Genomic DNA, 26295 nt, shown 5'->3' on the forward strand with positions numbered 1-26295 from the left:
GATAGTACCAAGCGCTGCGCCGATCCTTAAGCCTTCGCCACCGTGAAAAGCCGCACGGCCTCGTCAAGCACCTCGGCGCGTTCCGCGAGACGCTTGGCGGTGGCGGCGGCCTGCTCGACGAGCGCGGCGTTCTGCTGGGTCGAGTCGTCCAGATGCGCGACCGCCTGGTTCACCTGCGCGATGCCGTCGGCCTGCTCGCCGCTCGCCTTCGCGACTTCCATGATGATTGCCGATACGCGGTGCACGGCTTCGTCGATCGCGCGCATCTGGCTGGTCGTGCGCGAGACGAGGCTCGTGCCTTCCGCGATCTGCGCGACGCTCGTCGCCACGACGCCTTCGATTTCCTTCGCCGATGCCGCGCAGCGCTGCGCGAGGTTTCGCACTTCGGTCGCGACCACCGCGAACGAGCGGCCCGCCTCGCCCGCGCGCGCCGCCTCGACGGCGGCATTCAGCGCGAGGATGTTGGTCTGGAACGCGATGCCGTCGATGACGTCGGTGATATCCGCGATGCGCCGCGACGCCGCCGTGATGCCCGCCATCGTCTGCTCGACCTGGCTCGCGATGCGCCCGCCGTCGTCGGCCGCGGCCTGCGCTTCCTTCACGAGTTCGAGCGCGCGCACGGTGGCGTCGGCGTTGCCTTGCACGGTCGTGGTGAGCTGGTCCATCGTCGCGGCGGTCTGTTCGAGCGATGCCGCCTGCATCTCGGTGCGGCGCGACAGATCCGTGTTGCCGCTCGAAATTTCGTTGGCGGCGTCGAGCATGCCGCCGATCTGGCCGCGCACGTCGAAGACGATCGCCGCGAGATTCGCCTTCAGTTGGGCGAGCGCGCGCTGCACGTCGCCGAGATCGTCGCGACGGACGATGGCGGGCATATCGACGGTCAGATCGCCGGCCGCCATGCGCGCGGCGAAGCCGGACATCGAGCGCACGGGCGCATCGACCTGACGCGACAGCGCGAGCCATCCCGCGATGCTCACGACAGCGCTGACGCCGAGCGCGCACCAGAAGGGCAGCGGCGGCGCGCCGCGCCAGCCGGCGAGCGCCGCGATCAGCATGGCGGCGGGCACGGCGGCGAAGCCCAAGCCAAGACGCACGCTCACCGGCAGATGCGCGAGCGCGGCGAGTTTGCCCGCGATGCCGTTTTTCACCAGCGCGCCGCGCACGAGCGTGTGCGAGGCATCGCCCGCGTTCATCCGTGCGTAGAGCGCGGTGGCGTCGCGGACTTCATCGCGCGTCGGCTTCACGCGCACCGACAGATAACCGACCGCCTTGCCGTGTTCCATGACCGGCGTCACGTTCGCGCGCACCCAGTAGTGGTCGCCGTTCTTGCGGCGGTTCTTGACGAGCGCGGTCCACGAGCGGCCGGCGCGCACGGTCGCCCATAGATCGGCGAAGGCTTCGCGCGGCATGTCGGGATGGCGGATGACGTTGTGCGGCTGCCCGATGAGCTCGTCGCGCGAGAAGCCGGACACCGACACGAAGGCCGGGTTGCAGTACTGGATGTTGCCGGAGAGATCGGTGGCGGAGACGAGCATCTCCGAGGCGGGGTAATCGAACTCTTGCTGGGTGACGGGCTGGTTGTTGCGCATGATGTCCTTTTCTTCTTCGATTCGCGCGCCGCTCGGCGAGGCGGCGCGCGTCTGATTACAAGGACATAACGGCTAAAGGCCCCACGTTCTTTAAGGGAATCCGAGTGAAACGCTCAAGTGCGGCGGTTTGTCGCCGATAAAGCGGGGCTCTCGTTACTGCGCGCTCCAGCCGCCGTCGATCTGCAGCGCCGAGCCGCGCATTTCGCTTGCGGCGTCGGAGCACAGGAACACGGCCATGTCGCCGATCTGCTGCGCCGTCACGAACTGAGCGGAGGGCTGCTTGTCGCCGAGCAGCTTCGTGCGCGCCGCGTCGGGCGAGAGCGAGTCGCGTGCGGCGAGATCGTCGATTTGCTTCTGCACGAGCGGCGTGAGCACGAAGCCCGGGCAGATTGCGTTGATGGTGACGCCGCTGCGCGCGTTTTCGAGCGCGGCGACTTTGGTGAGGCCGAGAATGCCGTGCTTCGCGGCGACGTAAGCCGACTTGCCCGCGGAGCCGACGAGCCCGTGCACCGAGGCGATATTGATCACGCGGCCCCAGTTGCGCGCGCGCATTTGCGGCAGCGCGACGCGCATCGTGTGGAAGGCCGAGCTCAGATTGATGGCGATGATCGCGTCCCAGCGATCGACGGGGAATTCCTCGATGGTGGCGACATGCTGGATGCCGGCGTTGTTCACGAGGATATCGACGCCACCGAACTGCTCGTTCGCGAAGGCGATCATCGCTTCGATTTCTTGCGGCTTCGTCATGTCGGCGGGGTGATGCACGGCTTTCACGCCGGTTGCCTCGATTTGCTTCAGTGCGCCGTCGATGTCGCCGAAGCCGTTGAGGACGAGGTTCGCGCCGTTTTGCGCCAGCGCGGTGGCGATGCCGAGGCCGATGCCGCTTGTGGAGCCGGTGACTAGCGCCGTCTTGCCTGCGAGGGATTTATTTGAGGTCATGGGTTGTTTCCTTTGGGTTTGGTTTTTTCTTACTGCGGGAGTTTGGATTGCCGTGGGGGTGGGGGGAATTGGGGTTTGTTTTGGCTTTTTGGTTTTTGTTTTTTTTGTTTTGGTTTTGGGGAACTTGCTTTGGTGTCGGTCTATTAGCACTGCCCCTCCCCGGGGCGGGGGTAACTTTCTTTGCTGCTGCAAAGAAAGTCACCAAAGAAAGCAGCTTTGTCACCGCCCGCGGTCACACGCAGTTTGGCCACTTTTCTCCTCGGGGAACGGCCCTCGCCTAAAGAGTGCCCTCACAAGACCAATCGGGCTTGGATCGCGCACGATCCGTCACACCGCGCCACTCAACAAACTGGTACAGCCATTTCAAGTTCCAGCCCGCTTCGCGGCCGATGGGTCAATCGGGTTTGCGTGCGGTTTCCCTCGCATACCGGGCGGCAGCGCGCAGCGCTGTGCCGAAGCTATTTCGTGCTGAACCAGCGCGCTTCGCGCACTGGCTTGTCAGACCGTGCGCGATCCAAGCCCGATTGGGCCTATGAGGGCACTCTTTAGGCGAGTGCCGCCTTGTAGGAGAAGAGTGGCCAAACTGCGTGTGACCGCGGGCGGTGAGAAGCTGCTTTCTTTGGTGACTTTCTTTGCAGCAGCAAAGAAAGTTACCCCCGCCCCGGGGAGGGGCAGTGCAAATAGACCGACGCGAAATCAGGATTCCCCGCCACAAAAACAACGCAAAAAGAAATCAAACGACGCCAGTCAAGTAATACACCCCAATAACAAAAAACACCGCCAAAGTCTTAATCACAGTAACAGCAAAAATATCCCGATACGACTCCCGATGCGTAAGCCCGGTAACTGCCAGCAACGTAATGACCGCCCCGTTATGCGGCAACGTATCCATCCCCCCCGAGGCCATCGCCACAACCCGATGCAGCACTTCCAGAGGAATATGCGCCGCCTGCGCCCCGGCAATAAACGTATCCGACATGGCAGCAAGCGCGATGCTCATCCCGCCGGAAGCCGACCCGGTAATCCCCGCAAGCGCCGAAACGGAAATCGCCGCATTGACGAGTGGATTCGGAATGCTCTTGAGCGCATCGGACACCACGATAAACCCCGGCAACGCCGCGATCACGCCGCCGAAGCCATACTCGGAAGCCGTATTCATCGCAGCGAGCAACGCGCCCGCGACCGCCGCCCGCGTGCCCACCGCAAACCGTTCCTTCACGCGCGAGAACGCCGTCAGCAGCACAAGCACGATACCGAGCAGCAACGCACCTTCAACGGCCCAGATTGCGACGACGGTCTTGATCGCCGTGGTGACAGGCGCATGCACGCCCGGCAGCACCTCTGGCGGAACCGAATAGCTCGCGCCGTACCACGTCGGAATCCACTTGGTCAGCGCGAAGTTCGCCACGCCCACCAGAATCAGCGGCGCGATCGCGAGAACGGGATTCGGCAGCGACGTCGATTCGACGCGCTCCGGCTCGTTCACGAGCGACGTGCCGTAGCCTTCGCCCTTCGCCATCGCGGAACGGCGGCGCCATTCGAGAAACGTCAGCCCCACGACGATGATGAACAGCGAGCCGATCACGCCAAGCCACGGCGCGGCCCAGCCGGTCGTCTTGAAGAACGTCGTCGGGATGATGTTCTGGATCTGCGGCGTGCCCGGCAACGAATCCATCGTGAACGAAAATGCGCCCAGCGCGATCGCGCCTGGCATCAGGCGCTTCGGAATATTGCTCTGGCGGTACATCTCCGCTGCGAACGGATACACCGCGAACACCACGACGAACAGCGACACGCCGCCATAGGTGAGCAGCGCGCACACCGCGACGATCACCGCATTGACGCGCGCCTTGCCGATATAGCGGATGGCCGCGGCCACGATCGACTCGGAGAAGCCGGACAGCTCGATGACCTTGCCGAACACCGCGCCGAGCAGAAACACCGGGAAATACAGCTTCACGAAGCCGACCATCTTCTCCATGAAGATGCCGGAAAACACCGGCGCGACGGCGGCCGGATCGGTGAGGAGCACGGCCGCGAGTGCTGCGATCGGCGCGAAAAGAATGACGCTGTAGCCGCGATAGGCGGCAAGCATCAGGAACGCCAGAGCGGCGAGCACGATGAAGAACGACATTGAGTCTCCTGGTGGTTTGTTCTTTGAAACGGGTCCGCGCTTCTCGTGGAAGCGCCTGCGGCGCAAGGATACGCACCGCGCGGGCCGAATGCAGATTTCGTGCCAGGGCCGCGAAACGAGGCGTGGCGGGCATCCGCTGAGGATGACATCGCCACGTTTCAGCCGCATGTCTCCAAACGGAGACGCCTGAAAAGCCGCGCGCGGGCACCGGCGCAGCCAAGAGATTAGTACAGATGCGGATTGCCGGCTCGTCTCGAAATTGAGATCCTTCGTCTCCATAAAGAGAAAGAGGAGCTTTCAGGCGCCATGCGCAACGACTGGATCAACGTCCCCGCGGACTACAGCGACGTGATGCGCCGCGCGATGGAGTCGCTTTTCAAGACCTTCGAGAATCTGAGCGAAGGCACTTTCATCGTCGATGCGGACGCGCGCGTCGTGTGGATCAACAAGCGATACGCGGCGCGTTTCGGCTTTGCGGACCCGCTCGACGCGATCGGCCTCGACTGCGAAGCGGTCATTCCGAACAGCCTCATGCGCGAAGTCGTCGCGACCGGCAAGCCGATTTTGCTCGACGTGCTGGAAACCGACCGCGAACCGCTCGTCGTCACGCGGCTGCCGCTGAAGGATGAAGCGGGCGCGACCATCGGCGGAATCGGTTTTGCGCTCTTCGACGAGATGAAGGCGCTCACGCCGCTCTTCGCGCATTACTCGCGCGTGCAGCAGGAACTGATCGCGACGCGTCAGTCGCTGGCTCAGGCGCGGCGCGCGAAGTACACGTTTTCGAGCTTCGTCGGCACGAGTCCGGCGAGTCTGGAAGTGAAGCGCCAGGCGCGGCGCGCGGCGCTCGTCGATTCGCCCGTCCTGCTGCTCGGCGAAACCGGCACCGGCAAGGAACTGCTCGCGCACGCGATCCACGGCGCATCGACGCGCGCGGGCAAGCCGCTCGTCACCGTGAACGTGGCCGCGATTCCGGACACGCTGCTCGAAGTCGAATTCTTCGGCGCGGCGGCGGGCGCGTATACCGGCGCGGAGCGCAAGGGCCGCGTCGGCAAGTTCGAACTCGCGGACGGCGGCACGCTCTTTCTCGACGAAATCGGCGATATGCCGCTGCCGCTTCAGGGCAAGCTCCTGCGCGTCTTGCAGGACAAGGAGTTCGAACCGCTCGGCTCGAATCGCATCGTGCGCGCGGATGTGCGGATTATCGCGGCGACATCGGCGGAATTGCCCGCGCTCGTCGCGGCGGGGCGTTTTCGCGCGGACCTGTTTTATCGGCTGAACGTGCTGACGATTCACGCGCCGCCGTTGCGCGAGCGGCCCGGCGATATCGAAGCGCTCGCCTACGCGACGCTCGAAGATCTGTCGGCGGATACGCGTCCCGGGCAGGTCGGCCATTTCGTGCTGCACCAGGATGCATTGCGCCTGCTCGAAGCGTATTCGTGGCCGGGCAACGTGCGCGAGCTGCGCAATACGCTGGAACGCGCGCTGATGCTGTCGGAGACCGAGCACATCGACGCGCGCATGCTGAGCGCGTTCATCGATGCGGGGCGTCTTGCGCTCGCGCCGCCCGCGGACACGGCGCTGGACGATGAGCCTCCGATGCCGTCTTACGCCGACGCGATGGCCGACTTCGAACGGCGCTTTCTCTCCGATGCGTTGCGCGCAAGCGGCGGGCGTGTCGCGGATGCGGCGGAGAAAATCGGCATCGGGCGGGCGACCTTGTACAAGAAGATCGCCGCGCTGGGCATCGCGGTCTGAAGCGCTTTCGCGAACAGGCAAATCGACGCGAAAGCTTCGCGTGGCATACTCCCGAAATCGAAAATAACGACCAAGAATCAAAGGGGTATGAGATGAAACGCGGGATGAAAACCGGCCGTGCCATCGGCCTTTCAGTCATGCTTGCGGGCAGCGCGTGGGCGCTTGCCGGATGCAGCAGCGCGCCGCCGCTCTTTTCCGCCGATGGACGCCCGACGCAGCAGATCCAATGCCCCGCGTATGGCGGCTGGCGCAATTGCACCGATAACGCCAAAGTGCTCTGTCCGAGCGGTTACGACGTGCTCGGCCAGACCACCGAGAACAATCAGAACTCGTTGCTCGTCGCGTGCAAGGGAAGCTAGGCGCGCGCGCCGCTCAAGCCTGCTGCGTCTCGCGCAGCATCGTGACGTCGTAACCCAGCGCCCGCGCGCGCTCGATCAGCGTGCGGCGCAACTCCGCCGAGGGTTTCGCCTCGCGCGTCAATATCCACAGATAGCGGCCGGTCGGCTCGCCGACGATGGACCACGTGTAGTCGTCGGCGTGATCGAGAATCCAGTAGTCGCCGACGTAGAACGGACCGAAGAACGACACCTTCAGCTTCGTTCCGTTCGATCCCGGCACGACCTTCGCGCGGCCTTCCGCCGAGCGGTACGGACCGGTGAGCCCGCCTTGCCTGCATGCATTCACGATGGACACGAGCCCGTCGTCACGCCGCGCGTAGTTCGCCGTGACGGCTTCGCAGTTGCGCTCGAAGCGGTTCTCGTAGCGCGCGAACTCGTGCCACTGGCCGAGATAGCGATCGAGATCGACCGCCTTCGACGGTTCCGGCACATGGTCGTTGCCGCTCTTGCGCGCCCCGCTCGATGAGCACGCGAGCAGTGTCGCGATGCCGCCGATCAACGCAAGCGCGGCGGCGCCGTATGCCCAGGATCTTCGGATGTTCATGTTTCCCGCGTAGTTGAAGTGATTCAGGGAAGACGGAGCAGCAAGCTTCGTTCCGTCCGGGGCGGCTCCCGCATTGCCTCACCTTTCCCCTTCGCCGATGGTGTCCGCGCGCGTGCCGCCACTACCGCGTAAGCCCGTAAGTGCTTGTCTTCGCGGGGATTTGCCTCGCGCCGAGGACGTGGCCGAATGCAAACTTCGCGCCCGCGGTGCCGCTCCCGAATTGCCTCACTTCAAGCCGAATCCGCCTTCGTCGCCTCGAATGGGATGGATGCGGAGCAAGATGGCGCGCCCCGCGCGATGTCCTGCAAGCCTGATCGGCGTGCAAATCGAATACGTTATGGAACAACGGTTTGCATCATCCAGCTAACAATGTGACTGAGATAAAGGGTTTGCTTCGCGATCCCGATGATTCGTCAAAGAGTGAGCCTCGTACCGATCAGGGGGCTCACCGTCGCGATACTCCCGAAATGCCTCACCTTTTCGATGAGGAGTATCCTCACGCTCTCTCCATTCCGCATTCAAAGCAGCTGCCTCATGCCTTCGCCGGTTCCCTCGCTTCAAGCATTCGCATCACTGCCTTCGCTGCTCACGCCACTCTTCACGATCATCCTGCCGGTCTTCGGCCTCATCTTCGCGGGCTACGCATGCCGCAAGCTGAACAAGCTCGGCCCGAGCGCGGCGTCCGAACTCAACCGCTTCGTCGTCTATCTCGCGCTGCCCGCGCTGCTCTTCGACATCATGGCGAAAACGCCGTGGAGCATGCTCGATCAGCCCGCGTTCATCGCCGCTTTCGGCATCGGCTCGGCGGTGATCTTTCTGCTCACGCTCGCCGTGCGCCTGATGCAGTCTCGTCGTCTCGCGGATGCCAGCATCGACGGCTTGAACGCCGCTTACCCGAACACCGGCTTTGTCGGCATACCGCTCTGTCTGCTCGCGTTCGGCAAGGAGAGTCTCGCGCCCGCCGTCATCGCGACCATCCTCACCGTGTGCGTGTTGTTCGCGGTGGCGATCGTGCTGATCGAGCTCGGGCTTCAGACGGAGAAGCACATCGGCGCGACGCTCTTGCAAGTCGGAAAGTCGCTCGCAAAGAATCCGTTGCTGGTCGCGCCGGTCGCGGGCGCGTTGCTGAGCGGCTCGGGCGCGCGCGTGCCGGAAGGCGCTGAAGCATTGCTCAAGCTGCTGGGCGGCGCGGCGAGCCCCTGTGCGCTCGTCGCGCTCGGGCTCTTTCTCGGCGCGAAAGGCGAGGCGCACAACGTCAAGACGACGAGCGCGCTCGTCGCGCTCAAGCTGCTCGCTCAGCCCTTGCTGACGTGGTGGCTGGCATTGCATCTGTTCGGCTTGCCGCCGCTTTGGGCGAAGTCGGCGGTCATACTCAGCGCGCTGCCGACCGGCACCGGACCGTTCATGCTCGCGGAGTTTTATCGGCGGGATGGCGGCGTGACGTCGAGCACGATTCTCTTCTCGACCGTGATTTCGCTCGTCACGGTCACGTTCTGTCTGACCGTCCTGCTCTAGCAGACAAAAAAACGCCCGATGCGAGCGCATCGGGCGAAACCACCTTCTGTTCGACGGTGGAGGAGGGCCAGTTCAGATTGCCGCTCTGATTTTCGAACCGGTTACGAATTAACGCGAACTGCCGCCGTCGCGCATGTCGGCACGGAGTTGCGCATGCCGCTCCTGATACGGACGCAGTTGCGGGTAGCTCAGCGAATTGATGGCGTCGAGATCACCGGCGCTCCGCGCGCTGGCGAGTTCCGCCTTGACTTCGGCGCGCGTTTTTCCTGCGGACGTCGATTGAGCGAAAGCGGGCGCTGCGGCCAGAATCGCGGACATGACGAGACCGCTGATCAGCATCTTTTTCATCGTAACCTCCAGGATGGCTTTGCGTCGGATGACGCTTGAGAGGAAGTCTACGAGTAAAGCTATTGGCCAAAAATACCGATTGAACCAATACATTGTTGTCAGGAGTGGTGGAATGCTGGCGCGCAATTCGCCTCTATCCACGCGCAAAATTCGTCTGCCTGAGCAGGCGAGCCGCCCATTCGGGTGCACCGTGTTTCGTCTGCGTATCAAAAACTGAAAGCCGGAATACTTACCCCAAACTTATCCACAGAAACTGTGGATAACCGTGGGGATAGCTCGCCGCGAACCGCGTGGCGTCGCGGCGCGAGGTAGATTGCACGATTCATCGCAAAAATAGGCGGAATGCATCGGCGGGTATCGAAGACGGTTTCCTTGCGTTGCGCCTATCATGTGCTCGCGCGTCGTCATGCGGACGGCGTTTTCCGGTCGGGAGCATCGTCCGGTCATTCATCTTTTCAACCATTCACGAGGGAAATGTCATGGCCTTGAAGATCGCGGTGGTCGTTGGAAGCCTGCGACGGGATTCGTTCAACAAGCAACTCGCGCACGCGCTTGCATCGCTTGCGCCGAGTGATTTTTCCTTCGACTTCGTCGATATCGGCGGCCTGCCGCTGTACAGCCAGGACTACGACAGCGACTTTCCCGAAGTCGCGCGCGCATTCAAGCAACAGATCGCCGATGCCGACGGCCTGCTGATCGTCACGCCCGAATACAACCGCTCGATGCCGGGCGTGCTGAAGAACGCGCTCGACTGGGCCTCGCGTCCGTGGGGGCAGAGCGTGTGGGGCGGCAAGCCGGGCGCGATCATCGGCACCTCGGTCGGGGCGATCGGCACGGCCATCGCGCAATCGCATCTGCGCGGCGTGTGCGCGTATCTCGATATCGTGCTGATGAATCAGCCGGAGATGTACATCAAGCACGACGAAAGCCGTATTGACGCGAACGGCAACATCGTGAGCGAGGACACGCGCAAGTATCTGCAGACGTTCATGGACAAGTACGCCGCATGGGTGCGCGACCGCGCGGTGTAAGCGCTCACCTTTGACAAGCAAACGGCCCGCAAGCGCGGGCCGTTCTTCCATCAGCGCGACGATTTCCGCGCGTCAAACGTGATGATGCCCCGTCACGCGATCCCAGCCGTGGCGGATCGCGGCCTTGAAGCGCTCCCACGTATCGCCTTCGGGATGCTTGCTCTCCCAGTCGCGTTTCGTCTCGTACTCCATCTGATCGTCCCACGCGCGGCTGCGGTAGCGATCGTCGTTGCCGAGCGTCGCGCCGTAGCGATACGCGCCCTGATAGTCCTCGTACGGCTCGCCCGTCGCCGAATATTTGGATTCATAGTCGGCACGGAAGTCCTCCTCGTACTCCATGAACTCGTTAGGCGTGGTTTGCGGATACATCGTGGGCGACGGACCGACCGGCCCCGATGCCTGCGTGCCCGCCGATGTCACCACCGGATCGGGCGACGATCCCACCGCCCGCGCCGCGCCCGGCTGATACGGCGCCGCCGGCTCGTCGAGCGGGCTGAGCGGTTCGACCGAGCGCCATTCCGACGCCGTGTCGGTGCGCACGCCCGGCAGCGGGTCGCGCGCCTTCAGCGGATCGTCCATCGCGGCGCGCTCGGGCGGAACGGCGCCCGTCGTGCGCAGCGGATCGCGGCCCGCGAGCGCATCGCGCTCCGATAGCGATTCGCCCGCGAGTCCGGTGCGCGCCGCGAGCGGATCGGCGGGCGTGCCGGCGAGTGGATCGGCAAGCGGATCGATGCCGGTCGTCGCGTACGGATCGCGGCCCGTCAGCGGATCGCGTCCCGCAAGCGGGTCTTTGCTCATCATCGATTGCGTCGATTGGGACTGCGACTGCATCGACTGCGATTGCGACTGCATGCCCTGGCGCGGCATCAGCGGATCGTCGGCCGGGTCGCTGACGTAATCGCGCGGCGTGAGCGTGGCCGGATCGCCGACATCGGCGCGCGGATACGCCCGCGCACGCATCGCCGGCGTGGCGTCCGGGTCGTTGATCGGCTCGCGGCCGGGCACGGCGCTGCCGCGTCCGAGTTCGTCGAGTACCGAATGATCGCGGTCGTCAGCCGCCGCCGTGGACGCGGGCGTGCCGTGTTCCAGCGTCGTCCAGCTTGCCGCGCGCTCGTCGATATCGATCGCGCCCTGATCGCTCAGCGTCGCGCGGGCGACGTCCGCCTGCTCGACGCTCGGCGTATCGACCGCAACGAGCACTGCGCCGCGCCGCACGGCCTCGGAATAATGCGCGACTTCGGGCGGCTGATCGCGTCCGCCGAAGAGCATGCTGAAAAAGCGCTCGATGTTCGCCAGAAAACCCGGCTCGGCGTGCGTCTCGGCGTCGGGCATGTCGGAGGGCGCGGCGGCGTCGTCGCGTTTCGGATTGGCCTGCAACTCGATATCCGCGCGCGGGAAGCCGGCCGCGATCAGGGCCGAGCGCGCATCCTCGGCTTGCGCGAATGTGTCGAAAACTCCGATGACGGTGTGTCGCATAGTCTCCTCCGGCGATGGGCGGAATTCCTTGGGATCGGCAACGTGGTGTCGCCGTGCATGAGGGGATTCACGCAACTCGCGTGCCGGATCGGCGCGGGCGGCGCGCGCTGTCATCGGGGATCAAACGGGGACGCGCTTTTACAAGCGCGCGTAGAAAAAGCGCTCGGATCAGCGGTCGGTGGAACGCGCGGTGCGGCTGTCCACGCCCGGCGTGTGCACGCGCTCGTGAATCGCGCGCAACAGCGAGTCGAGCAACGCGATATCGAACGGTTTCGACAGCACGCGCGCGCCGACCTGCCGCGCGCGGTCGAGCTCCTCGGCGTAGCCGGTCACGAGAATCACCGGAAGATGCGGCTCGGCGCGCTGGAGCATTTCCGCGAGATCGATGCCGTTCATCTGCCCCGGCATATGGATGTCGGAGAGCACCACGTCAAACGGGAATTCCGTCGATGCGTCGGCGCGCGCGGCTTCGAGCACCGTCGCGGCGGTATCGGCGTTGAAGACGTAGGTGACGTGGTGGCCCATCATCGTGAGCAGCGCCTCGGTGCCGGCGGCCACCTCTTCGTTATCTTCGACGAGCAGCACGCGCAGGCCGTCGGCTTCCTTCTCCGTGGCCAGTTCTTCGGCCGCGGCCGCCTCCGTCGCGCCCGCCGCCGCCGCGCGCGGCAGATACAGGCGCACGGCCGTGCCCGCGCCGACCGCGCTGTCGATGGTCGCGAGCCCGCCCGCGCGCTCGCAGAACGCGAACACTTGCGGCAGGCCGAGACCCGTGCCCATGCCTTTGGGCTTGGTCGTGAAAAGCGGCTCGAACGCGCGCCCGAGCACGTCGGAACTCATGCCGAAACCGTTGTCCTCCAGCGTGATCTGCACGAATTCGCCGGTGATCGGAAAGCCGTCCTGATGACGAAAGCGCACGTTGTCCGCGCGCACGGCGAAGGTGCCGCCGTTGGGCATCGCGTCGCGCGCGTTCACCGCCACATTGATGAGCGCGAGTTCCAGTTCCGCCGGATCGACGCGGATCGCCCACAGGTCGGGCGCGACCTCGACGTTGAGCGCCACTTTCGCTCCGAGCGAGGCGCGCAGCAACTCGCGCCCGGCCGGCACCCATTTGCCGATGGCGATGATCTCGCTGCGCAGCGGCTGCTTGCGCGCGACGCCGAGCAACTGGCGCGTGAGCGACTGGCCGCTTTTCAGCGCGCGCTCCATCGCCGTCAGTTCGCGATCGAGACCCGGCGCGCCGCGCCGCCGCGCGATCTGCACGTTGGTCGAGACGATCATCAGCAGATTGTTGAAGTCGTGCGCGACGCTGCCGACGAGATTGCCAAGCGCTTCCATCTTGCGCGCCTGCCGGTACGCGGATTCGATCGAGCGGCGCATCGACGCTTCCGCCTGCCAGCGCTCCCACGCTTCTTCTTCCGTCGCGAGCCGCCGCAGCGACTGGCCGATCACGCCCCACAGCACCACGCACGGCGCGAAGATCGACAGCGCGAGCACGCTCAGATGTTTCCACCACGCCGACCAGATCGTCGCGATCGGATAGCCGCTCGACACGTAGACCGGATACGCGCCGACGCGCCGGAACGCGACGATCTTCAACTGATTGTCGAGCCCCGAAACCATCTTGACGACGCCGCTGCGCACGCCGCCGCGATACGCGTCGCGCAGCGGCGAACTGGCCGCGAGCGTCATGCGGTCGGGCGGGCGCGGCGGATACCACGCGAGCACTTCGCCGTCGGAGCGCGACAGGCCGAGCGACACGCTCGGGTTATCGCCGATCAGCTCGCGATAAAACGCGGCGAAATAGGCGGGCCGCAGCGCGATCGAAACCATGCCGTCGAACTTGCCCGAGGGCGTCAGGCGCGCGACGGCCGTGTTGAACACCTGCTCCCCGGCGACGCGGCCGGTCATCACGCGCGAAATCTGCTCGATCTGCTGGCCCGTGCGCAGTCCGCCGAAGTCTTCGCGATTCGCAACGGAGATGTCGGGCGTGGGAAACGTGCGGCTCGTCGCGAGCAGTTTGCCGCCCGGTCCGAATACCGACGCGGCCGCGACCTGCTGATAACTATTGCTGACGGCTCTCAACCGCTGATGAATGGTGGCGCTCTCGCGGCGGATCGCGTCGGCGTCGAGCCCGTCGAGCAGATCGACGATGCGCTCGTTGAGCGTCACGTTGAGATCGAAGACCTTGAGCGCGTGCTCTTCGGCGACCCGCGCGTTGCGCGCGACCTGCTCGGAGGCGTCGGCGACGCGCGCGTGGTAATCGGTGAACGCGGTCGCCACGACGTACACGCAAGGCAGCACGATCGCCGCGACGAGCAGCGCATACAGCGTCATGCGTTGCGCGGCGAAGTTGCGCTCCGGCACCACCGGAAATGGCGGTTCGTCCTGCCATGATTCCGCAGCAGGCCCGGCCTCGGACTCCTCACGTTGCAGCGTCATTTTTGGCAGCGAATTGGAAAACTTACTCGGCGCCCAACCCTTCCGTACACGCTGGGCGCGTACGCGGGCACGGCCCGTCCGACGTGAGCGGTGGAACCGCAAAAAGAACGCACGAAACATGCCGGACAATCTTTCGTAGCGCGCGCAACGGTCGAGGAAAGACTCGAACGCGCCGCGCAGTTAGCGAGATTCCCGGAAGCGCAAACGTACACAAAAGCATGAGAACCTATCACATTGCGGTCCGTCGAGTGAAAATGGCCCGATCATCGAATATTTTCATCAGATTATTTCGTGTGAAGCACTTTGGCGAGTTGCCTTGACATTCTCATAAGCACACAATGCAATCATCCGACGTATACGCCGCGAGAGCGAACGCCGGAAATACAAGCAGCCTCGCGGCGCGCGCCGGGGAGCAGTACCGCTGAGTCCGTCGATGACGCCGGCCAGCAGCGCGACGGGGCGAGGAGAAAAGGCCACGGTCCGGCAACGTCCGGATCACGCACGGGGCAGTCGATATGACGCCGATCGGGACTCAACACGCATCGCGCGCCTTGCGCGCGCTGATCGTCCAACGCACGCCCGCCGCATGGCGCGCCTATATCCACGGGCGCCGCGCGTGGCTCATTGCCGCCGACCCGCACGTCCGACAGCGTCCGCACAATCGCCGCGTCAAGGGGTTCGCGCCGGTCGCGCCGTGAACATCGCCATAAAGTTCGCCGCGCGGATGCCGTAATTACTTGCGAGAGCATGCCGTGTAAGCCGAGACGGCCGCTTCAGCCCGAAAACGCACAAGAGATCCAGCCAGCCATGCCGTTGCCGATTGTCATTGCCGATGATTCCCTGCTCGCGCGCAAGGTGCTGACGCGCGCGCTGCCGCCGGACTGGGATGTCGAGATCTCCTACGCGACCAACGGACGCGAGGCGCTGGAGCATTACCGCGCCGGCCGCGCCTCGGTGATGTTCCTCGATCTGACGATGCCCGACATGACCGGCTATCAGGTGCTCGACGCCTTGCAGCACGAAGACCTGAACACGTTCGTGATCGTCGTGTCCGCCGACGTGCAGCCGATGGCCCAGGAGCGCGTGCGTGCCCTCGGCGCGATCGCGTTCCTGCCGAAGCCGGTGACGCCCGAAGCGCTGCGTCCCGTTTTGAAGGAGTACGGACTTCATGGTTGAGGCCGCCCTGAACGAAGATCAGCGCGACGCGCTGCAGGAAGTCGCCAACATGGCGATGGGCCAGGCCGCGACGCGTCTGTCGGCGCTGCTCGGCACGTTCATCGAGCTTTCGGTGCCGCGCGTGCGGGTCGTGAGCGTGGCCGAGGCGTCCGCCGCGCTCGCCGAGATGACCGGCATCACCGATACCGTCACGGCCGTGCGGCAGGGTTTCCGCTCGGACATCAAGGGCGAGGCGATCGTGCTGTGCAAGAGCGGCAGCGTCGATCAGTTGTGCGCGCTCGTCGACGATCCGTACACCAAGTCCACCTACGAAGCGACGACGCGCACCGAACTCGTCTTCGATGTCGCCACCGTCTTGATGGGCGCGTGCGTGTCGTGCATTCTCGACCGCCTCGGCCGCTCGCCGATTTTTTCGCCGCCGGGCATGCTCGGCCAGGAAATCGGCCTCGACGATGTCTTCCAGCCCGCCATGCTCGCCTGGAAGACCGCGCTCTTGCTCGAAGTGAACTTCGCGCTCGAAGACCACAGTTTCCGCGCGCATCTCGTGATGCTGATGGCCGAAGACGCCATCGTGCACTTGAGCGACGCGCTCGACACGTTGCTGTCGAGCATCTGAACGGGGCGTTATCGTGAGCATGGACGAACTGCGGCACGCGCTTTCCGAACTCGTGATCGAGCGCGTGGGCTTCGGCATTTTCGTGCTCGATCGCGACCTGAACGTGCTGATGTGGAACCGCTTCATGCAGGACCACAGCGGCAAGACGGCGGATCAGGTCATCGGCAAATCGATTTTCGCGAGCTTTCCGGAGCTGCCGCGCGTGTGGTTCACGCGCAAGGTGGAAAGCGTGTTCCAGCTCGGCAGTTTCGCGTTCAGTTCGTGGGAGCAGCGGCCGTATCTGTTCAAGTTCGACCATGACCGTCCGATCACGGGCGGCGTCGATTTCATGCAGCAGGACTGCACGTTCATGCCGCTCACGCTCGAACGCGAGGTGCGCGCCGTGTGCGTCACGATTTCCGACGCGACGCACGCGAGCATGATGCAGCGCGCCCGCGACGAAGCCGTGGCGAAGCTGCAGGAATTCGCCGACCGCGACGGCCTGACCGGCATCGCGAACCGGCGCTATTTCGAACTGCGCCTCGCGGACGAGTTTTCGCGCTGGCAGCGCTACGGCGGCGAGCTTTCGATGCTGCTGTTCGATCTCGACCACTTCAAGCGCATCAACGACGATCTCGGCCACCTCGTCGGCGATACGGTCTTGCGCGTGATGGCCGAGCGCGTCGCGAAAAGCGTGCGCGTGCAGGACGTGTTCGGGCGCTTCGGCGGCGAGGAGTTCGCGCTGCTCCTGCCCTGCACGAACTTCGACGATGCGATGATCGTCGCGGAGAAGGTGCGCCGCGCGATCGGCGAGACGCCCATCGATGTGCAGGGCGCGCGCGTGCCGGTGACGGCGAGCGTCGGCGCGGCGCGGGCGAGAGCCGGCGTGACGTCATCCTACGAGGCGCTCATCAACGAGGCCGACGCCGCGCTTTATACGGCCAAGCGCGAAGGGCGCAACCGGGCGGTGGGCTTCGCCTGACGCGCCGCGCGGCCCGGCCGATCAGGCGCAATCGGGCAAAGTATTGATATACTCTTTGCCGCTTCCGGCGCAGTCGCAGCCGGCTTGCGCCGGCTTTTCTCTTCGAGTCCTCCCTCACAGCGCCAGGTGGTTCCGCGCGCGCCGGGTTGCATCGAGACCGGCGCCCGATCACTTAATTTGCCCTTGGGGGCGCCACAGCGGAGTTCGTCTTGGCCGTTTCCAACATCATCGCTGACGAATCTGCTCCGGACGCCGCGAAAACGTCGTCGGGCAGCTCGTTCTATCTCGCGATGCGCATCCTTCCCGCTGCGCAGCGCGACGCGATGTACCAGATTTACGCGTTCTGCCGCGCGGTCGACGACATCGCCGACGAAGGCACGCTGCCGCGGCGCGAGCGCGCGCTCGCGCTCGACCAGTGGCGCGCGGATATCGACGCGTGCTACGCCGGCACGCCGAAGCCGGCGCTCGAAGCGCTCACGCGTCACATCCAGGCTTTCCAGCTTTCCCGCGACGACTTCCACGCCGTGATCGACGGCATGGCGATGGACGCCGCCGGCGATATCGTCGCGCCCGACGAAGCCACGCTCGACCTGTATTGCGATCGCGTGGCGAGCGCGGTCGGGCGGCTATCGGTGAGGATCTTCGGGATGCACGAGGACGCCGGACGACGCCTCGCGCATCATCTCGGGCGCGCGCTGCAACTGACCAACATCCTGCGCGACATCGACGAAGACGCGGAAATCGGCCGCGTCTACCTGCCGCGCGAGCTGCTCGCGCGCGAAGGCATTTCGACGAGCGATCCGGCGACCATCGTCGGCGATGCGCGTCTGCCGCGCGTGTGCGCCGTGCTCGCCGAGCGCGCGAAGGGCCACTACGCTCAGTCCGACGCGATCATGGCCGCTTCGCCGCGCTCGCAGGTGCGCGCGCCGCGCATCATGTCGGCGGCGTATCGCACGGTGCTCGACGCCAATCTGAAACGCGGCTTCGACCTGCCGCGCACGCGCGTGCGCACGCCGCGTGCGCGCCTGCTGTGGATCGTGGCGCGCCATCTGATCTGATGTTCCGGCGGGTTGTCGTTGTCGGAGCGGGGGTAGCCGGTCTCGCCGCCGCGGTCGAGGCCCAGCGGCGCGGCGCGCGCGTCGTGCTGCACGAGGCGGCGCCTCACGCGGGCGGTCGTTGCCGCTCGTCCTTCGATCCCAAGCTCGGTGTGACGCTCGACAACGGCAATCATTTGCTGCTGTCAGGCAATCAATCGACGATGGCGTATCTGCGCGCGATCGGCGCGACGGACACGCTGATCGGCCCGGCGCAGCCCGAGTATCCGTTCTTCGACGCGGCGAGCGGCCAGGCCTGGACCATTCGCATGTCGCCCGGCCGCCTGCCGCGCTGGCTTTTCGACGCCGATGCGCGCGTGCCCGGCACGCAGCCCGCCGACTATCTCGCCGTCCTGCCGCTCTTTTTCGCGAAGCCCGGACGCACGATCGAGGCATCCGTGCGCCGCAAGGATCGCGTCTGGAATCTGCTCGTGCGGCCGCTTCTGCGCGCGATGCTCAACGCCGATCCCTCCGAGGCGAGCGCCGAGCTTGCCGCCGGCCTGCTGCGCGAGACGGTCGGGCAGGGCGGTCAGGCGTGCCGTCCGCTCGTCGCGAGAAACGGGCTGTCGCATGCGTTCGTCGAGCCGGCGCTGCGCCTTTTGCAATATGGCGGCGCGGATATCCGGCTCGGCTCGCGCGTGGCGAGCATCGGCATATCGGGCACGGATTCGAGAGAGCGTGTAAGCTCGCTCGCTTTCGAAGGCGCGGCGGAGCCGGTCATGCTCGGCGCGGACGATGGCGTGGTGCTCGCCGTGCCGCCCGATGCGGCGCGCCGCGTGGCGCCGGGGCTGAGTGCGCCGGACGCCTGGCGGGCGATCGTCACGGTGCATTTCGCCGTCGATGCACCCGCCGGATTGCCGCCGCTGACGTGTGTCGTCAACGGCATGTCGGACCGGATTTTCGCGGCCGGCGGGCGGCTTTCGGTCACGCTCGCGTGCGCCGACCGCTGGCTCGCGACGCCGCACGACGAACTCGCGCGGCGTGTCTGGCAGGAAACGTCGAAGGCGCTGCGCATGCCCGCCGCGCCGACGCCGCCCTGGCAGGTCGTCGCGGAGCCGCGCGCCACGTTTGCCGCCGTGCCCGCGCAGGAAGGCTTGCGGCCCGCCACGCGCACGCGCTGGCACAATTTCACGCTCGCGGGCGACTGGACGGCGACCGGTCTGCCCGCGACGATCGAAGGCGCGATCCGCTCCGGCCAGAAGGCCGCGGATGCGCTGTTGAACCCATCGATGGAACGCTGATGAACGATTTATCCCTGTCGGCCGTGGGTGCGCGCGTGTCGGGCGCCCCGCTCAACGCCGCCATCCACCAGGCGACCGATGCGCTGCTCGCGGCGCAGCATCCCGACGGCTACTGGCTGTACGAACTCGAAGCCGACGCAACTATTCCGGCCGAATACGTGCTGCTCGTCCACTATCTCGGCGAGACCGCCGACGAGAAGCTCGAAGCGAAAATCGGCCGCTATCTGCGGCGCATTCAACGCGAGGACGGCGGCTGGCCGCTTTTCACCGACGGCGCCATGGATGTCTCCGCGACCGTCAAGGCGTATTTCGCGCTGAAGATGATCGGCGATTCGCCCGAGGCCGAGCACATGCAGCGCGCGCGCGCCGCGATTCTCGCCGCGGGCGGCGCGGAAAAGGTGAACGTGTTCACGCGCATCCTGCTCGCGCTGTTCGGCGTGGTGTCGTGGCGCGCGGTGCCGATGATGCCCGTCGAGATCATGCGGCTGCCGATGTGGTTCCCGTTCCATCTCTCGAAGGTGTCGTACTGGGCGCGCACGGTGATCGTGCCGATGCTCGTGCTCAACGCCAAGCGCCCGCGCGCGCGCAATCCGCGCGGCGTGCGCATCGACGAAGTGTTCACGAATCCGCCGGTCAATACCGGCATGCCGTCGCGCTCGGGGCATCAGAGTCGCGGCTGGTTCGCGTTCTTCCGCGTGGTCGATTCGATTCTGCGCCTAGCCGATCCGCTCTTGCCGAAAGCGGGCCGCGAGCGCGCGGTCGATGAAGCGGTGCGTTTCGTCGACGAGCGCCTGAACGGCGAAGACGGCCTCGGCGCGATTTTCCCGGCGATGGCCAACTCGGTGATGATGTACGACGTGCTGGGCTATCCGCCCGAGCACCCGAATCGCGCGATCGCGCGCAAGTCGCTCGACAAGCTGCTGATCGTCGATGAAGCCGACGACGGCGAGGCGTATTGCCAGCCGTGCCTCTCGCCGGTGTGGGACACGTCGCTCGCGGCGCACGCGCTGCTCGAGACGGGCGAGCCGAAGGCGCGCGCGGCGGTCACGCGCGGCCTCGAATGGCTGGTGCCGCTGCAGATCCTGGATGTGCGCGGCGACTGGGTTTCGCGCCGCCCGAACGTGCGGCCGGGCGGCTGGGCGTTCCAGTTCGCGAACCCGCATTATCCGGACGTCGACGACACCGCCGTCGTCGCGATGGCGATGGAGAGGGCGGACCGCGAGAACGGCACGGCGCTGTACGGCGAATCGATCGCGCGGGCGCGCGAGTGGGTCGTCGGCATGCAGAGCAGCGACGGCGGCTGGGGCGCGTTCGAACCCGAAAACACGCAGTACTACCTGAACAACATTCCGTTCTCCGATCATGGCGCGCTGCTCGATCCGCCGACGGTCGATGTCTCCGCGCGGTGTCTCTCGATGCTCGCCCAGCTCGGCGAGACATCGCTCAACAGCGAGCCGGCGCGGCGCGCGTTCGAGTACATCGTGAACGATCAGGAACGCGACGGAAGCTGGTATGGCCGCTGGGGCCTGAACTACGTCTACGGCACCTGGTCGGCGATGTCCGCGCTGAACGCCGCGGGCGTCGCGCCGACGGACCCGCGCATGACGCGCGCGGCGGACTGGCTCATCGGCATCCAGAACGCGGACGGCGGCTGGGGCGAGGACGGCGACAGTTACAAGCTCGACTACCGCGGCTACGAACAGGCCACGAGCACCTCGTCGCAGACCGCGTGGGCGCTGCTCGGGCTGATGGCGGCGGGTCGGGTCGAGCATCCGGCGGTCGCGCGCGGCATTGGCTATCTGATGAAGACGCAGCGGACAGACGGGCTGTGGGACGAAACGCGCTTCACCGCAACGGGCTTCCCGCGCGTGTTCTATCTGCGCTACCACGGCTATCGCAAGTTCTTCCCGCTGTGGGCGCTCGCGCGTTACCGCAATCTGACGCGCGAAGGGCTCACGCGCGTGACGGCGGCGATGTGAGCGCGCCCGTCGTCGCCGTGACCGGCATGGCGTTCGAGGCGAAGATCGTGCGCGGGCGGGGCGTCGATGTCGTGTTCGCGGCGCGCGCCGACTGGCTCGAACGCGCGTTGTCCGATGCGATCGCGCGCGGCTGCTCGGGCGTCATCAGCTTCGGCACGGCGGGCGGGCTGGCGCCGGATCTCGCGCCGGGCGCGCTGATCGTCGCGGAAAGCGTGTGCGGGCCGTTCGGCGAGTTGCGCACGGATGCGGCGTGGTCGGCGCGTATCGTCGATGCGTTCGCGGGCACGCCCGTGGAGCGTGTCATGCGGCGCGGCAAGATGTCGGGCGTGACGGCGCCTGTCAAGAGCGAGGCGGAAAAGCGCTCGCTGCATTCGTCGACGGGCGCGCTTGCCGTCGATATGGAATCGCATATCGCAGGCGCGATCGCAACCGCGCGCGGGCTGCCGTTCGCGGTGTGCCGCGCGGTGGTCGATCCGGCCTGGCGCACGCTGCCGCCCGCCGCGACCGCCGGTTTGCGCGACGACGGCACCACGGCGATCGGGCCGATTCTGCGGGAATTGCTGCGCGAGCCGTCGCAACTCGGCGCGCTGTTGCGCCTCGCGTCCGATGCGCGGGAAGCCCGCGTGACGCTCGTGCAGGCACGGCACGCGATGGAATCGGCGCGGGCGTTGGTGTTGGGATAAGCGGTTCCGCAGCCCTTGCTTTCTGCGGGTTAACCCTTAGATTTGTATAATCAGGGAAAACCCTATTCAAGCGTGCGTCGTGAGCATTCGTTTTCCGGCGCGCGCCGTAAGCAAGCGAGGCACTGCAAATGAATTTTCACACCCGCAAATGGGTCAAGCCGGAAGACTTGAACCCGAACGGCACCCTCTTCGGCGGCAGCCTTCTGCGCTGGATCGACGAGGAAGCCGCCATCTACGCGATCTCGCAACTCGGCAATCAGCGCGTCGTGACCAAGTTCATGTCGGAGATCAACTTCGTGAGCTCGGCGCGCCAGGGCGACATCATCGAACTGGGTATCACCGCGACGCATTTCGGCCGGACGTCGATCACGTTGCGTGCGGAAGTGCGCAACAAGATCACGCGCAAGAGCATTCTGACCGTCGAGAGGATGGTGTTCGTCAATCTCAGCGAGCAGGGTGAACCGGAGCCGCACGGCCGTACGCAGATCCGTTATGCCGACGAGCTTTTCGAAGCGTATCGCCGCGATCAGCGCGCGGTCGAAGCACCCAAGGTTTCAGGCGACGATCTGATCGAGGAACGGGCCGAAGAAGAAGCCCACTAAAAACCAACGGGCGCCGCAGCGCCCGTTGACTCATCACTTCGCCGGCTGCGCCGCCGGATCGTCATACTGCGGCAAGCCCTGTCCCTGACTGGAACTCGGCGACGGCTGCGCCTTCGGCGCATTCTCCACCGGCGCGGGCGATTTGCCGCCCATCCCGCCCGCCGGCGACGCCGCCGCGCCCGGATCGTCATACGTCGGCAAGCCCTGCTCCTTGCTGCCGCCGCCGCTTTCGCCCGGCGCGCTCGCGCCTTCGGGAGCCGACACACCCTCGTCGCCGTAATCGGGCAGCGTGGAAGCGCCGCCGCCCGTCAACAGATACTGCCGACGCTGCGTGTACGCGTCGCGCACGAACGCGTATTTGTCGAGCGCCGCCGCCGAAAGAAGGTCGGTCGCGCCGATCAAATCGGCACGCGCGCTCACGAAGTTCACGCCGAAGAGCGGCCAGCGAATCTCCGCTTCCGAGTAGCTAAGCGGGTTCACGCGCCAGTCGACGAGCCACGTCGTGGAATCGCGCACCGAACTCGGCCCCAGCAGCGGCAACACCAGATACGGCCCCGCCGGCATGCCGTAGTGCCCGAGCGTCAGGCCGAAGTCCTGATGATGCTTCGGCAGTCCGGCGGGCGACGCGATATCGATCAGGCCGCCGATACCGAACACCGAGTTCATCGCGATACGCATCAAATCCTGCGTCGCGTCGGTGATCTTCAATTGCAGCAGATTGTTCGCGAAGTTGGAGAAGTCGCCGAGATTCGAGAAGAAGTTGCTGACGGCCGTGCGGAACGGGCTCGGCGTGTAATCCACATAGAACTGCGCGACGGGCTTTGCAACGTAGGTGTCGAGCGTGTCGTTGAACGTGAAGATCTTGCGGTTCATCGGTTCGAGCGGGTCTTTCGGATTCCGATCCGGGCCAGTCGCGCAGCCCGCGGTCGCGAGCGCGCCCGCGATCATCAGACTCAATCCCAACTTACGCATTGCACGAGCGGACAATGCCGCCGATCCCGACTTCATTCTTCAATTCCTCTTAGGTTGTCATGGCGTCGCGCCGCTCGCAGCTTCGCGCGATCGGCCGCACGCACTTTGCGCGGCTTGCCCATCAGCACGGGCTGGAACACCACCGCGCCGATCAGGGTGCACAGGAGCGACAGCGCCAGCAGCCGTCCCATGCTGGACGTGCCCGGATGATGGGAGAACCACAGGCTGCCGAATGCCGTCGCGGTCGTGGCCGCACTGAACATAACGGCATGGGTGAGGCTCGACTGTAGCAGCCGTGTCTGGCCCGAGCGCCACGCCATTACGAAATAGATCTTGAACGCGACGCCGACGCCCAGCATCAGCGGCAGCGCGATGATGTTCGCGAAATTGAGCGGCATCCGGAAGACGACGCACAGTTCCAGCGTGACGATCGCAGAAACCAGCAACGGTACCAAAGTTCGCAAAACATCGCCAAAACGACGTAGCGCGATCCACAGCAGCACCGCGATCGCAATGAGCGAGTAGAGCGCCGCCTGCTGGAACGCCTTGATGATGGTGTCCGCCGAATGGCGCACGGAAATCGGCCCGCCGATCGCGTCCGGCTCGGCCTTCTGCACGGCATCGGCGAAGCGGGCGAGCAGCGCGTCGTCGTTGGGATCGACGCCCGCCGGAATTTTCGGCGATACATCGACGAGCGCCTGGCCGTTCGGCGTCACGAACGACGCGACCATTTGCGGCGGCAGCGTCGCGCGCGTGATTTCCGTCGGCGTGAGCAGCGCGCGCAAGTGCGCGAGCGCGAGACGCAGCGGCTCGGCCATCGCGTGCTCGGCGCGGTCGCGCGCAGCGGCGTCGGCCTGGGCCAGCTTCGCGAGCGTCTGCGACAGATGTTTCGCCTGTTTGTCGCCGGGTCCGGGATGCTCGTCGGCGGCGAGCGACAACTGGTTCGACAGGCGCTTCAACGCCGCGACGCGCACTTCGTCGGTCACCGGCGCGGCGGTCTTCTGATCAAGCGCGGGCAAAAGCTGATCGGCGGCGGCTTTGATGAGCGCGAGCTTCTTCGGCTGATCGTCGGGAATGAGCGACGAGAGCGTGGTTGCGCGCTCGACTTCGGGCAGCTTTTCCAGCTTCGCGGCGATACGGTCGGCTTCGGCGAGCGAGGGCGCGAGAACCGCGACATCGTTGACCGCGCCTTCAGGCGAATCCTTGAGCGAGGTGAGCGTCGCCATCGACTCGGTATGCGGGTCCTTCAGATGCAGCGGGTTGAAGTCGAAACGCAGATCGAAGAGCAGCGGCAGCGCGCCGATCACCACGACGAGCGTGCCGATCAGCACAGGCTTGCGATGCCGGTCGAGGAATTCGTCGACGGGCGCGAGCACCGGAAAGCCCGGCGAATGCGCTTCGCCCGGCGGCGCGAAGACCTTGATGAGCGCGGGCAGCAGCGTCATGTTGGTGGCGTACGCGACGAACATGCCGACGCCCGCGATCAGCCCCAACTCCGACACGCCGCGATACGCGGTCGGCAGGAACGAGAAGAAGCTCGCGGCGGTCGCGGCCGCGGCGAGCGTGAGCGGCACCGCGACATGGCGCGCGGTTTCCGCGAGCGATACGTCGAGCCGCTTGTGCCTGAAACGCTCTTCGCGATACTTCACGCCGAACTGAATGCCGAAGTCCACGCCGAGGCCCACGAACAGCACCATGAACGCGACCGAGATCATGTTGAGCGCGTGGACCATCATGAGGCCGAGCGCGGCGGTGATTGCGAGCCCGACGAAAAGCGTGATGAGCACCGCGAGAATCATGCGCTTCGAGCGCAGCGCGACCCACAGAATGATCAGCACGACGAGGAAAGTCAGCGCGCCGTTGAGCTCGGCGCCGTCCTGCACGGAGGCGAATTCCTCGTCGGCGAGCGGCTGCGCGCCGGTCAGATGCAGCGTCGCACCGTACTTCTTGTCGATGCCGAGTTCCGCCGCCTTCGCGCGAATCTCGTCCGACGCACCCGCCGCCGCCTTCAGCGCATTGAAGTTGAGTTCGGGCAGCACGGTGACGAAGGCGCGCCCGGCCGTATCGGTCTTCGACGAATCGGCCAGATCGCGCCACGAGAACGCGGCGGGCTTCTGTTCCAGCACGCGGTCGAGCACGGTGGCGCTCTTGTCGAGCAGACTGGCCATCTGGCCGAGACTGACCTGTCCGAGCGTCAGCGGCAGATTGAGCGTGGTGTTGAGCGTCTGCGCGAGACCGGTGAGCGTCGGATCGTGCGCGAGCGTGTTGATGAGCGGGCGCGCCTGCACGAGCTGCTTCGTGGTTTCTTCGACCTTAGCGGCCGGCAGATAGAGCAGGCCGTTGTGCTCGAAGAACGCGCCGCCCTGTGGCTGCGACACCGACTTGAAGCGCTCCGGCTCCTTGGCGAGCGCGGCGGCGAGCTCGTTCGCGGCGGCATCGGCGAATTCCTGGCCGGGCGCTTCCACGACGATCAGAAGCGTTGCGCCGCGCTGCGGAAATGCCTTGTCGATAGCCTTGCTGCGCGCGGCCCATTCGGGCTCGGTTTCGATCAACTGGCTGACATCGGTGCTGATACGGAAATTGTGAACGACATAAATCGTGGACAAGACGCCGAGCAGGATCGAAACGGCGATAATCCACGCCGGGCGGCGGATGGCGAGTGTGACGAAGCGGGTAATGTTGGACGTCAGCATGAAGACGCTACCTGTGTGTCCTGTTATTTTTGCGCGTGCGAACGCGCGGATTGCATGATGCCGACCGCCGGATTCCGAACCGTGCCGTCAAGACACGCGGTGTGCCGCGC

Annotated in this window: 22 protein-coding genes; 13 read left to right on the plus strand and 9 right to left on the minus strand. The window is 65.5% G+C overall.

The genetic code is table 11. From position 1 onward, the window contains the following. Nucleotides 1-26: 26 nt before the first annotated feature. From LY284_RS23680 to LY284_RS23690, 3 genes are all read right to left on the minus strand, one after another. Nucleotides 27-1589, minus strand: coding sequence for a PAS domain-containing methyl-accepting chemotaxis protein (locus LY284_RS23680; protein ID WP_233388155.1), 1563 nt, complete (start codon nt 1587-1589; stop codon nt 27-29). Nucleotides 1590-1742: 153 nt separating this feature from the next. Next, nucleotides 1743-2528, minus strand: coding sequence for a 3-hydroxybutyrate dehydrogenase (locus LY284_RS23685; protein WP_045452611.1), 786 nt, complete (start codon nt 2526-2528; stop codon nt 1743-1745). 733 nt (nt 2529-3261) lie between these two features. Then, the gene (locus LY284_RS23690) at nt 3262-4662 is read right to left on the minus strand and encodes a GntP family permease (protein ID WP_233388156.1); all 1401 of its coding nucleotides are present in this window, start codon (nt 4660-4662) and stop codon (nt 3262-3264) included. A 306-nt stretch (nt 4663-4968) separates the two neighbouring features. Between LY284_RS23690 and LY284_RS23695 the strand changes: the two genes are divergently transcribed. After that, the gene (locus LY284_RS23695; RefSeq protein WP_233388157.1) at nt 4969-6417 is read left to right on the plus strand and encodes a sigma-54-dependent Fis family transcriptional regulator; all 1449 of its coding nucleotides are present in this window, start codon (nt 4969-4971) and stop codon (nt 6415-6417) included. Between the two features lie 104 nt (nt 6418-6521). Next, the gene (locus LY284_RS23700; RefSeq protein WP_050878526.1) at nt 6522-6776 is read left to right on the plus strand and encodes a hypothetical protein; all 255 of its coding nucleotides are present in this window, start codon (nt 6522-6524) and stop codon (nt 6774-6776) included. 13 nt (nt 6777-6789) lie between these two features. Here the strand turns inward: LY284_RS23700 and LY284_RS23705 are convergent, their stop codons facing one another. After that, nucleotides 6790-7359, minus strand: coding sequence for a lipocalin family protein (locus tag LY284_RS23705; protein ID WP_233388158.1), 570 nt, complete (start codon nt 7357-7359; stop codon nt 6790-6792). 534 nt (nt 7360-7893) lie between these two features. Between LY284_RS23705 and LY284_RS23710 the strand changes: the two genes are divergently transcribed. Then, complete coding sequence (locus LY284_RS23710) at nt 7894-8874, plus strand: AEC family transporter (protein WP_233388159.1); 981 nt, start codon at nt 7894-7896, stop codon at nt 8872-8874. A gap of 108 nt (nt 8875-8982) precedes the next feature. Here the strand turns inward: LY284_RS23710 and LY284_RS23715 are convergent, their stop codons facing one another. Further along, nucleotides 8983-9222 carry a DUF4148 domain-containing protein gene (locus tag LY284_RS23715; RefSeq protein WP_041731995.1) on the minus strand — a complete coding sequence of 80 codons (240 nt, stop codon included), beginning with the start codon at nt 9220-9222 and terminating at the stop codon, nt 8983-8985. A 479-nt stretch (nt 9223-9701) separates the two neighbouring features. On the opposite strand from LY284_RS23715, the gene LY284_RS23720 reads away from it, so the two are divergent. Then, nucleotides 9702-10253 (plus strand): NADPH-dependent FMN reductase, encoded by a 552-nt coding sequence (locus tag LY284_RS23720; protein ID WP_014251605.1) that lies wholly within the window; start codon nt 9702-9704, stop codon nt 10251-10253. A gap of 72 nt (nt 10254-10325) precedes the next feature. Here the strand turns inward: LY284_RS23720 and LY284_RS23725 are convergent, their stop codons facing one another. Continuing rightward, nucleotides 10326-11729 carry a hypothetical protein gene (locus tag LY284_RS23725; protein ID WP_233388160.1) on the minus strand — a complete coding sequence of 468 codons (1404 nt, stop codon included), beginning with the start codon at nt 11727-11729 and terminating at the stop codon, nt 10326-10328. 168 nt (nt 11730-11897) lie between these two features. Next, nucleotides 11898-14168 (minus strand): hybrid sensor histidine kinase/response regulator, encoded by a 2271-nt coding sequence (locus tag LY284_RS23730; protein ID WP_233388161.1) that lies wholly within the window; start codon nt 14166-14168, stop codon nt 11898-11900. Between the two features lie 515 nt (nt 14169-14683). On the opposite strand from LY284_RS23730, the gene LY284_RS23735 reads away from it, so the two are divergent. The 9 genes from LY284_RS23735 (at nt 14684) to LY284_RS23775 (ending at nt 22520) form a co-directional block, all read left to right on the plus strand. Continuing rightward, a complete protein-coding gene (locus tag LY284_RS23735) occupies nt 14684-14866 on the plus strand; it encodes a hypothetical protein (protein WP_041731998.1) in 183 nt (60 codons plus the stop codon). Nucleotides 14867-14975: 109 nt separating this feature from the next. Beyond that, nucleotides 14976-15344, plus strand: coding sequence for a response regulator (locus tag LY284_RS23740; protein WP_014251608.1), 369 nt, complete (start codon nt 14976-14978; stop codon nt 15342-15344). Further along, nucleotides 15337-15960 (plus strand): chemotaxis protein CheC, encoded by a 624-nt coding sequence (locus LY284_RS23745; protein ID WP_233388162.1) that lies wholly within the window; start codon nt 15337-15339, stop codon nt 15958-15960. The genes LY284_RS23740 and LY284_RS23745 overlap by 8 nt, the downstream gene beginning before the upstream one ends. A gap of 19 nt (nt 15961-15979) precedes the next feature. Next, nucleotides 15980-16921 carry a GGDEF domain-containing protein gene (locus LY284_RS23750; RefSeq protein ID WP_233388430.1) on the plus strand — a complete coding sequence of 314 codons (942 nt, stop codon included), beginning with the start codon at nt 15980-15982 and terminating at the stop codon, nt 16919-16921. Nucleotides 16922-17130: 209 nt separating this feature from the next. After that, nucleotides 17131-17979 carry a presqualene diphosphate synthase HpnD gene (gene hpnD, locus LY284_RS23755; protein ID WP_014251611.1) on the plus strand — a complete coding sequence of 283 codons (849 nt, stop codon included), beginning with the start codon at nt 17131-17133 and terminating at the stop codon, nt 17977-17979. Next, a complete protein-coding gene (gene hpnE / locus LY284_RS23760; protein ID WP_233388163.1) occupies nt 17979-19256 on the plus strand; it encodes a hydroxysqualene dehydroxylase HpnE in 1278 nt (425 codons plus the stop codon). Before hpnD ends, hpnE begins: the two co-directional genes overlap by 1 nt. Next, complete coding sequence (gene shc / locus LY284_RS23765) at nt 19256-21235, plus strand: squalene--hopene cyclase (protein WP_233388164.1); 1980 nt, start codon at nt 19256-19258, stop codon at nt 21233-21235. Before hpnE ends, shc begins: the two co-directional genes overlap by 1 nt. Next, nucleotides 21232-21918: a phosphorylase gene (locus tag LY284_RS23770; RefSeq protein ID WP_375294281.1), complete on the plus strand. Its 687-nt coding sequence runs from the start codon at nt 21232-21234 to the stop codon at nt 21916-21918. The genes shc and LY284_RS23770 overlap by 4 nt, the downstream gene beginning before the upstream one ends. A 128-nt stretch (nt 21919-22046) precedes the next feature. Next, nucleotides 22047-22520: an acyl-CoA thioesterase gene (locus tag LY284_RS23775; protein WP_233388165.1), complete on the plus strand. Its 474-nt coding sequence runs from the start codon at nt 22047-22049 to the stop codon at nt 22518-22520. Between the two features lie 33 nt (nt 22521-22553). Here LY284_RS23775 and LY284_RS23780 read toward each other — a convergent pair whose 3' ends face one another. Both LY284_RS23780 and LY284_RS23785 read right to left on the minus strand, forming a co-directional pair. Next, on the minus strand, nt 22554-23528 hold the full coding sequence (locus LY284_RS23780) for an MlaA family lipoprotein (protein ID WP_375294282.1): 975 nt from the start codon (nt 23526-23528) through the stop codon (nt 22554-22556). Further along, on the minus strand, nt 23525-26185 hold the full coding sequence (locus LY284_RS23785; RefSeq protein WP_233388166.1) for an MMPL family transporter: 2661 nt from the start codon (nt 26183-26185) through the stop codon (nt 23525-23527). The genes LY284_RS23780 and LY284_RS23785 overlap by 4 nt, the downstream gene beginning before the upstream one ends. Nucleotides 26186-26295: the final 110 nt, after the last annotated feature.

The sequence above is a fragment of the Caballeronia sp. PC1 genome, from assembly GCF_021353155.1.
Lineage (GTDB): Bacteria > Pseudomonadota > Gammaproteobacteria > Burkholderiales > Burkholderiaceae > Caballeronia > Caballeronia cordobensis.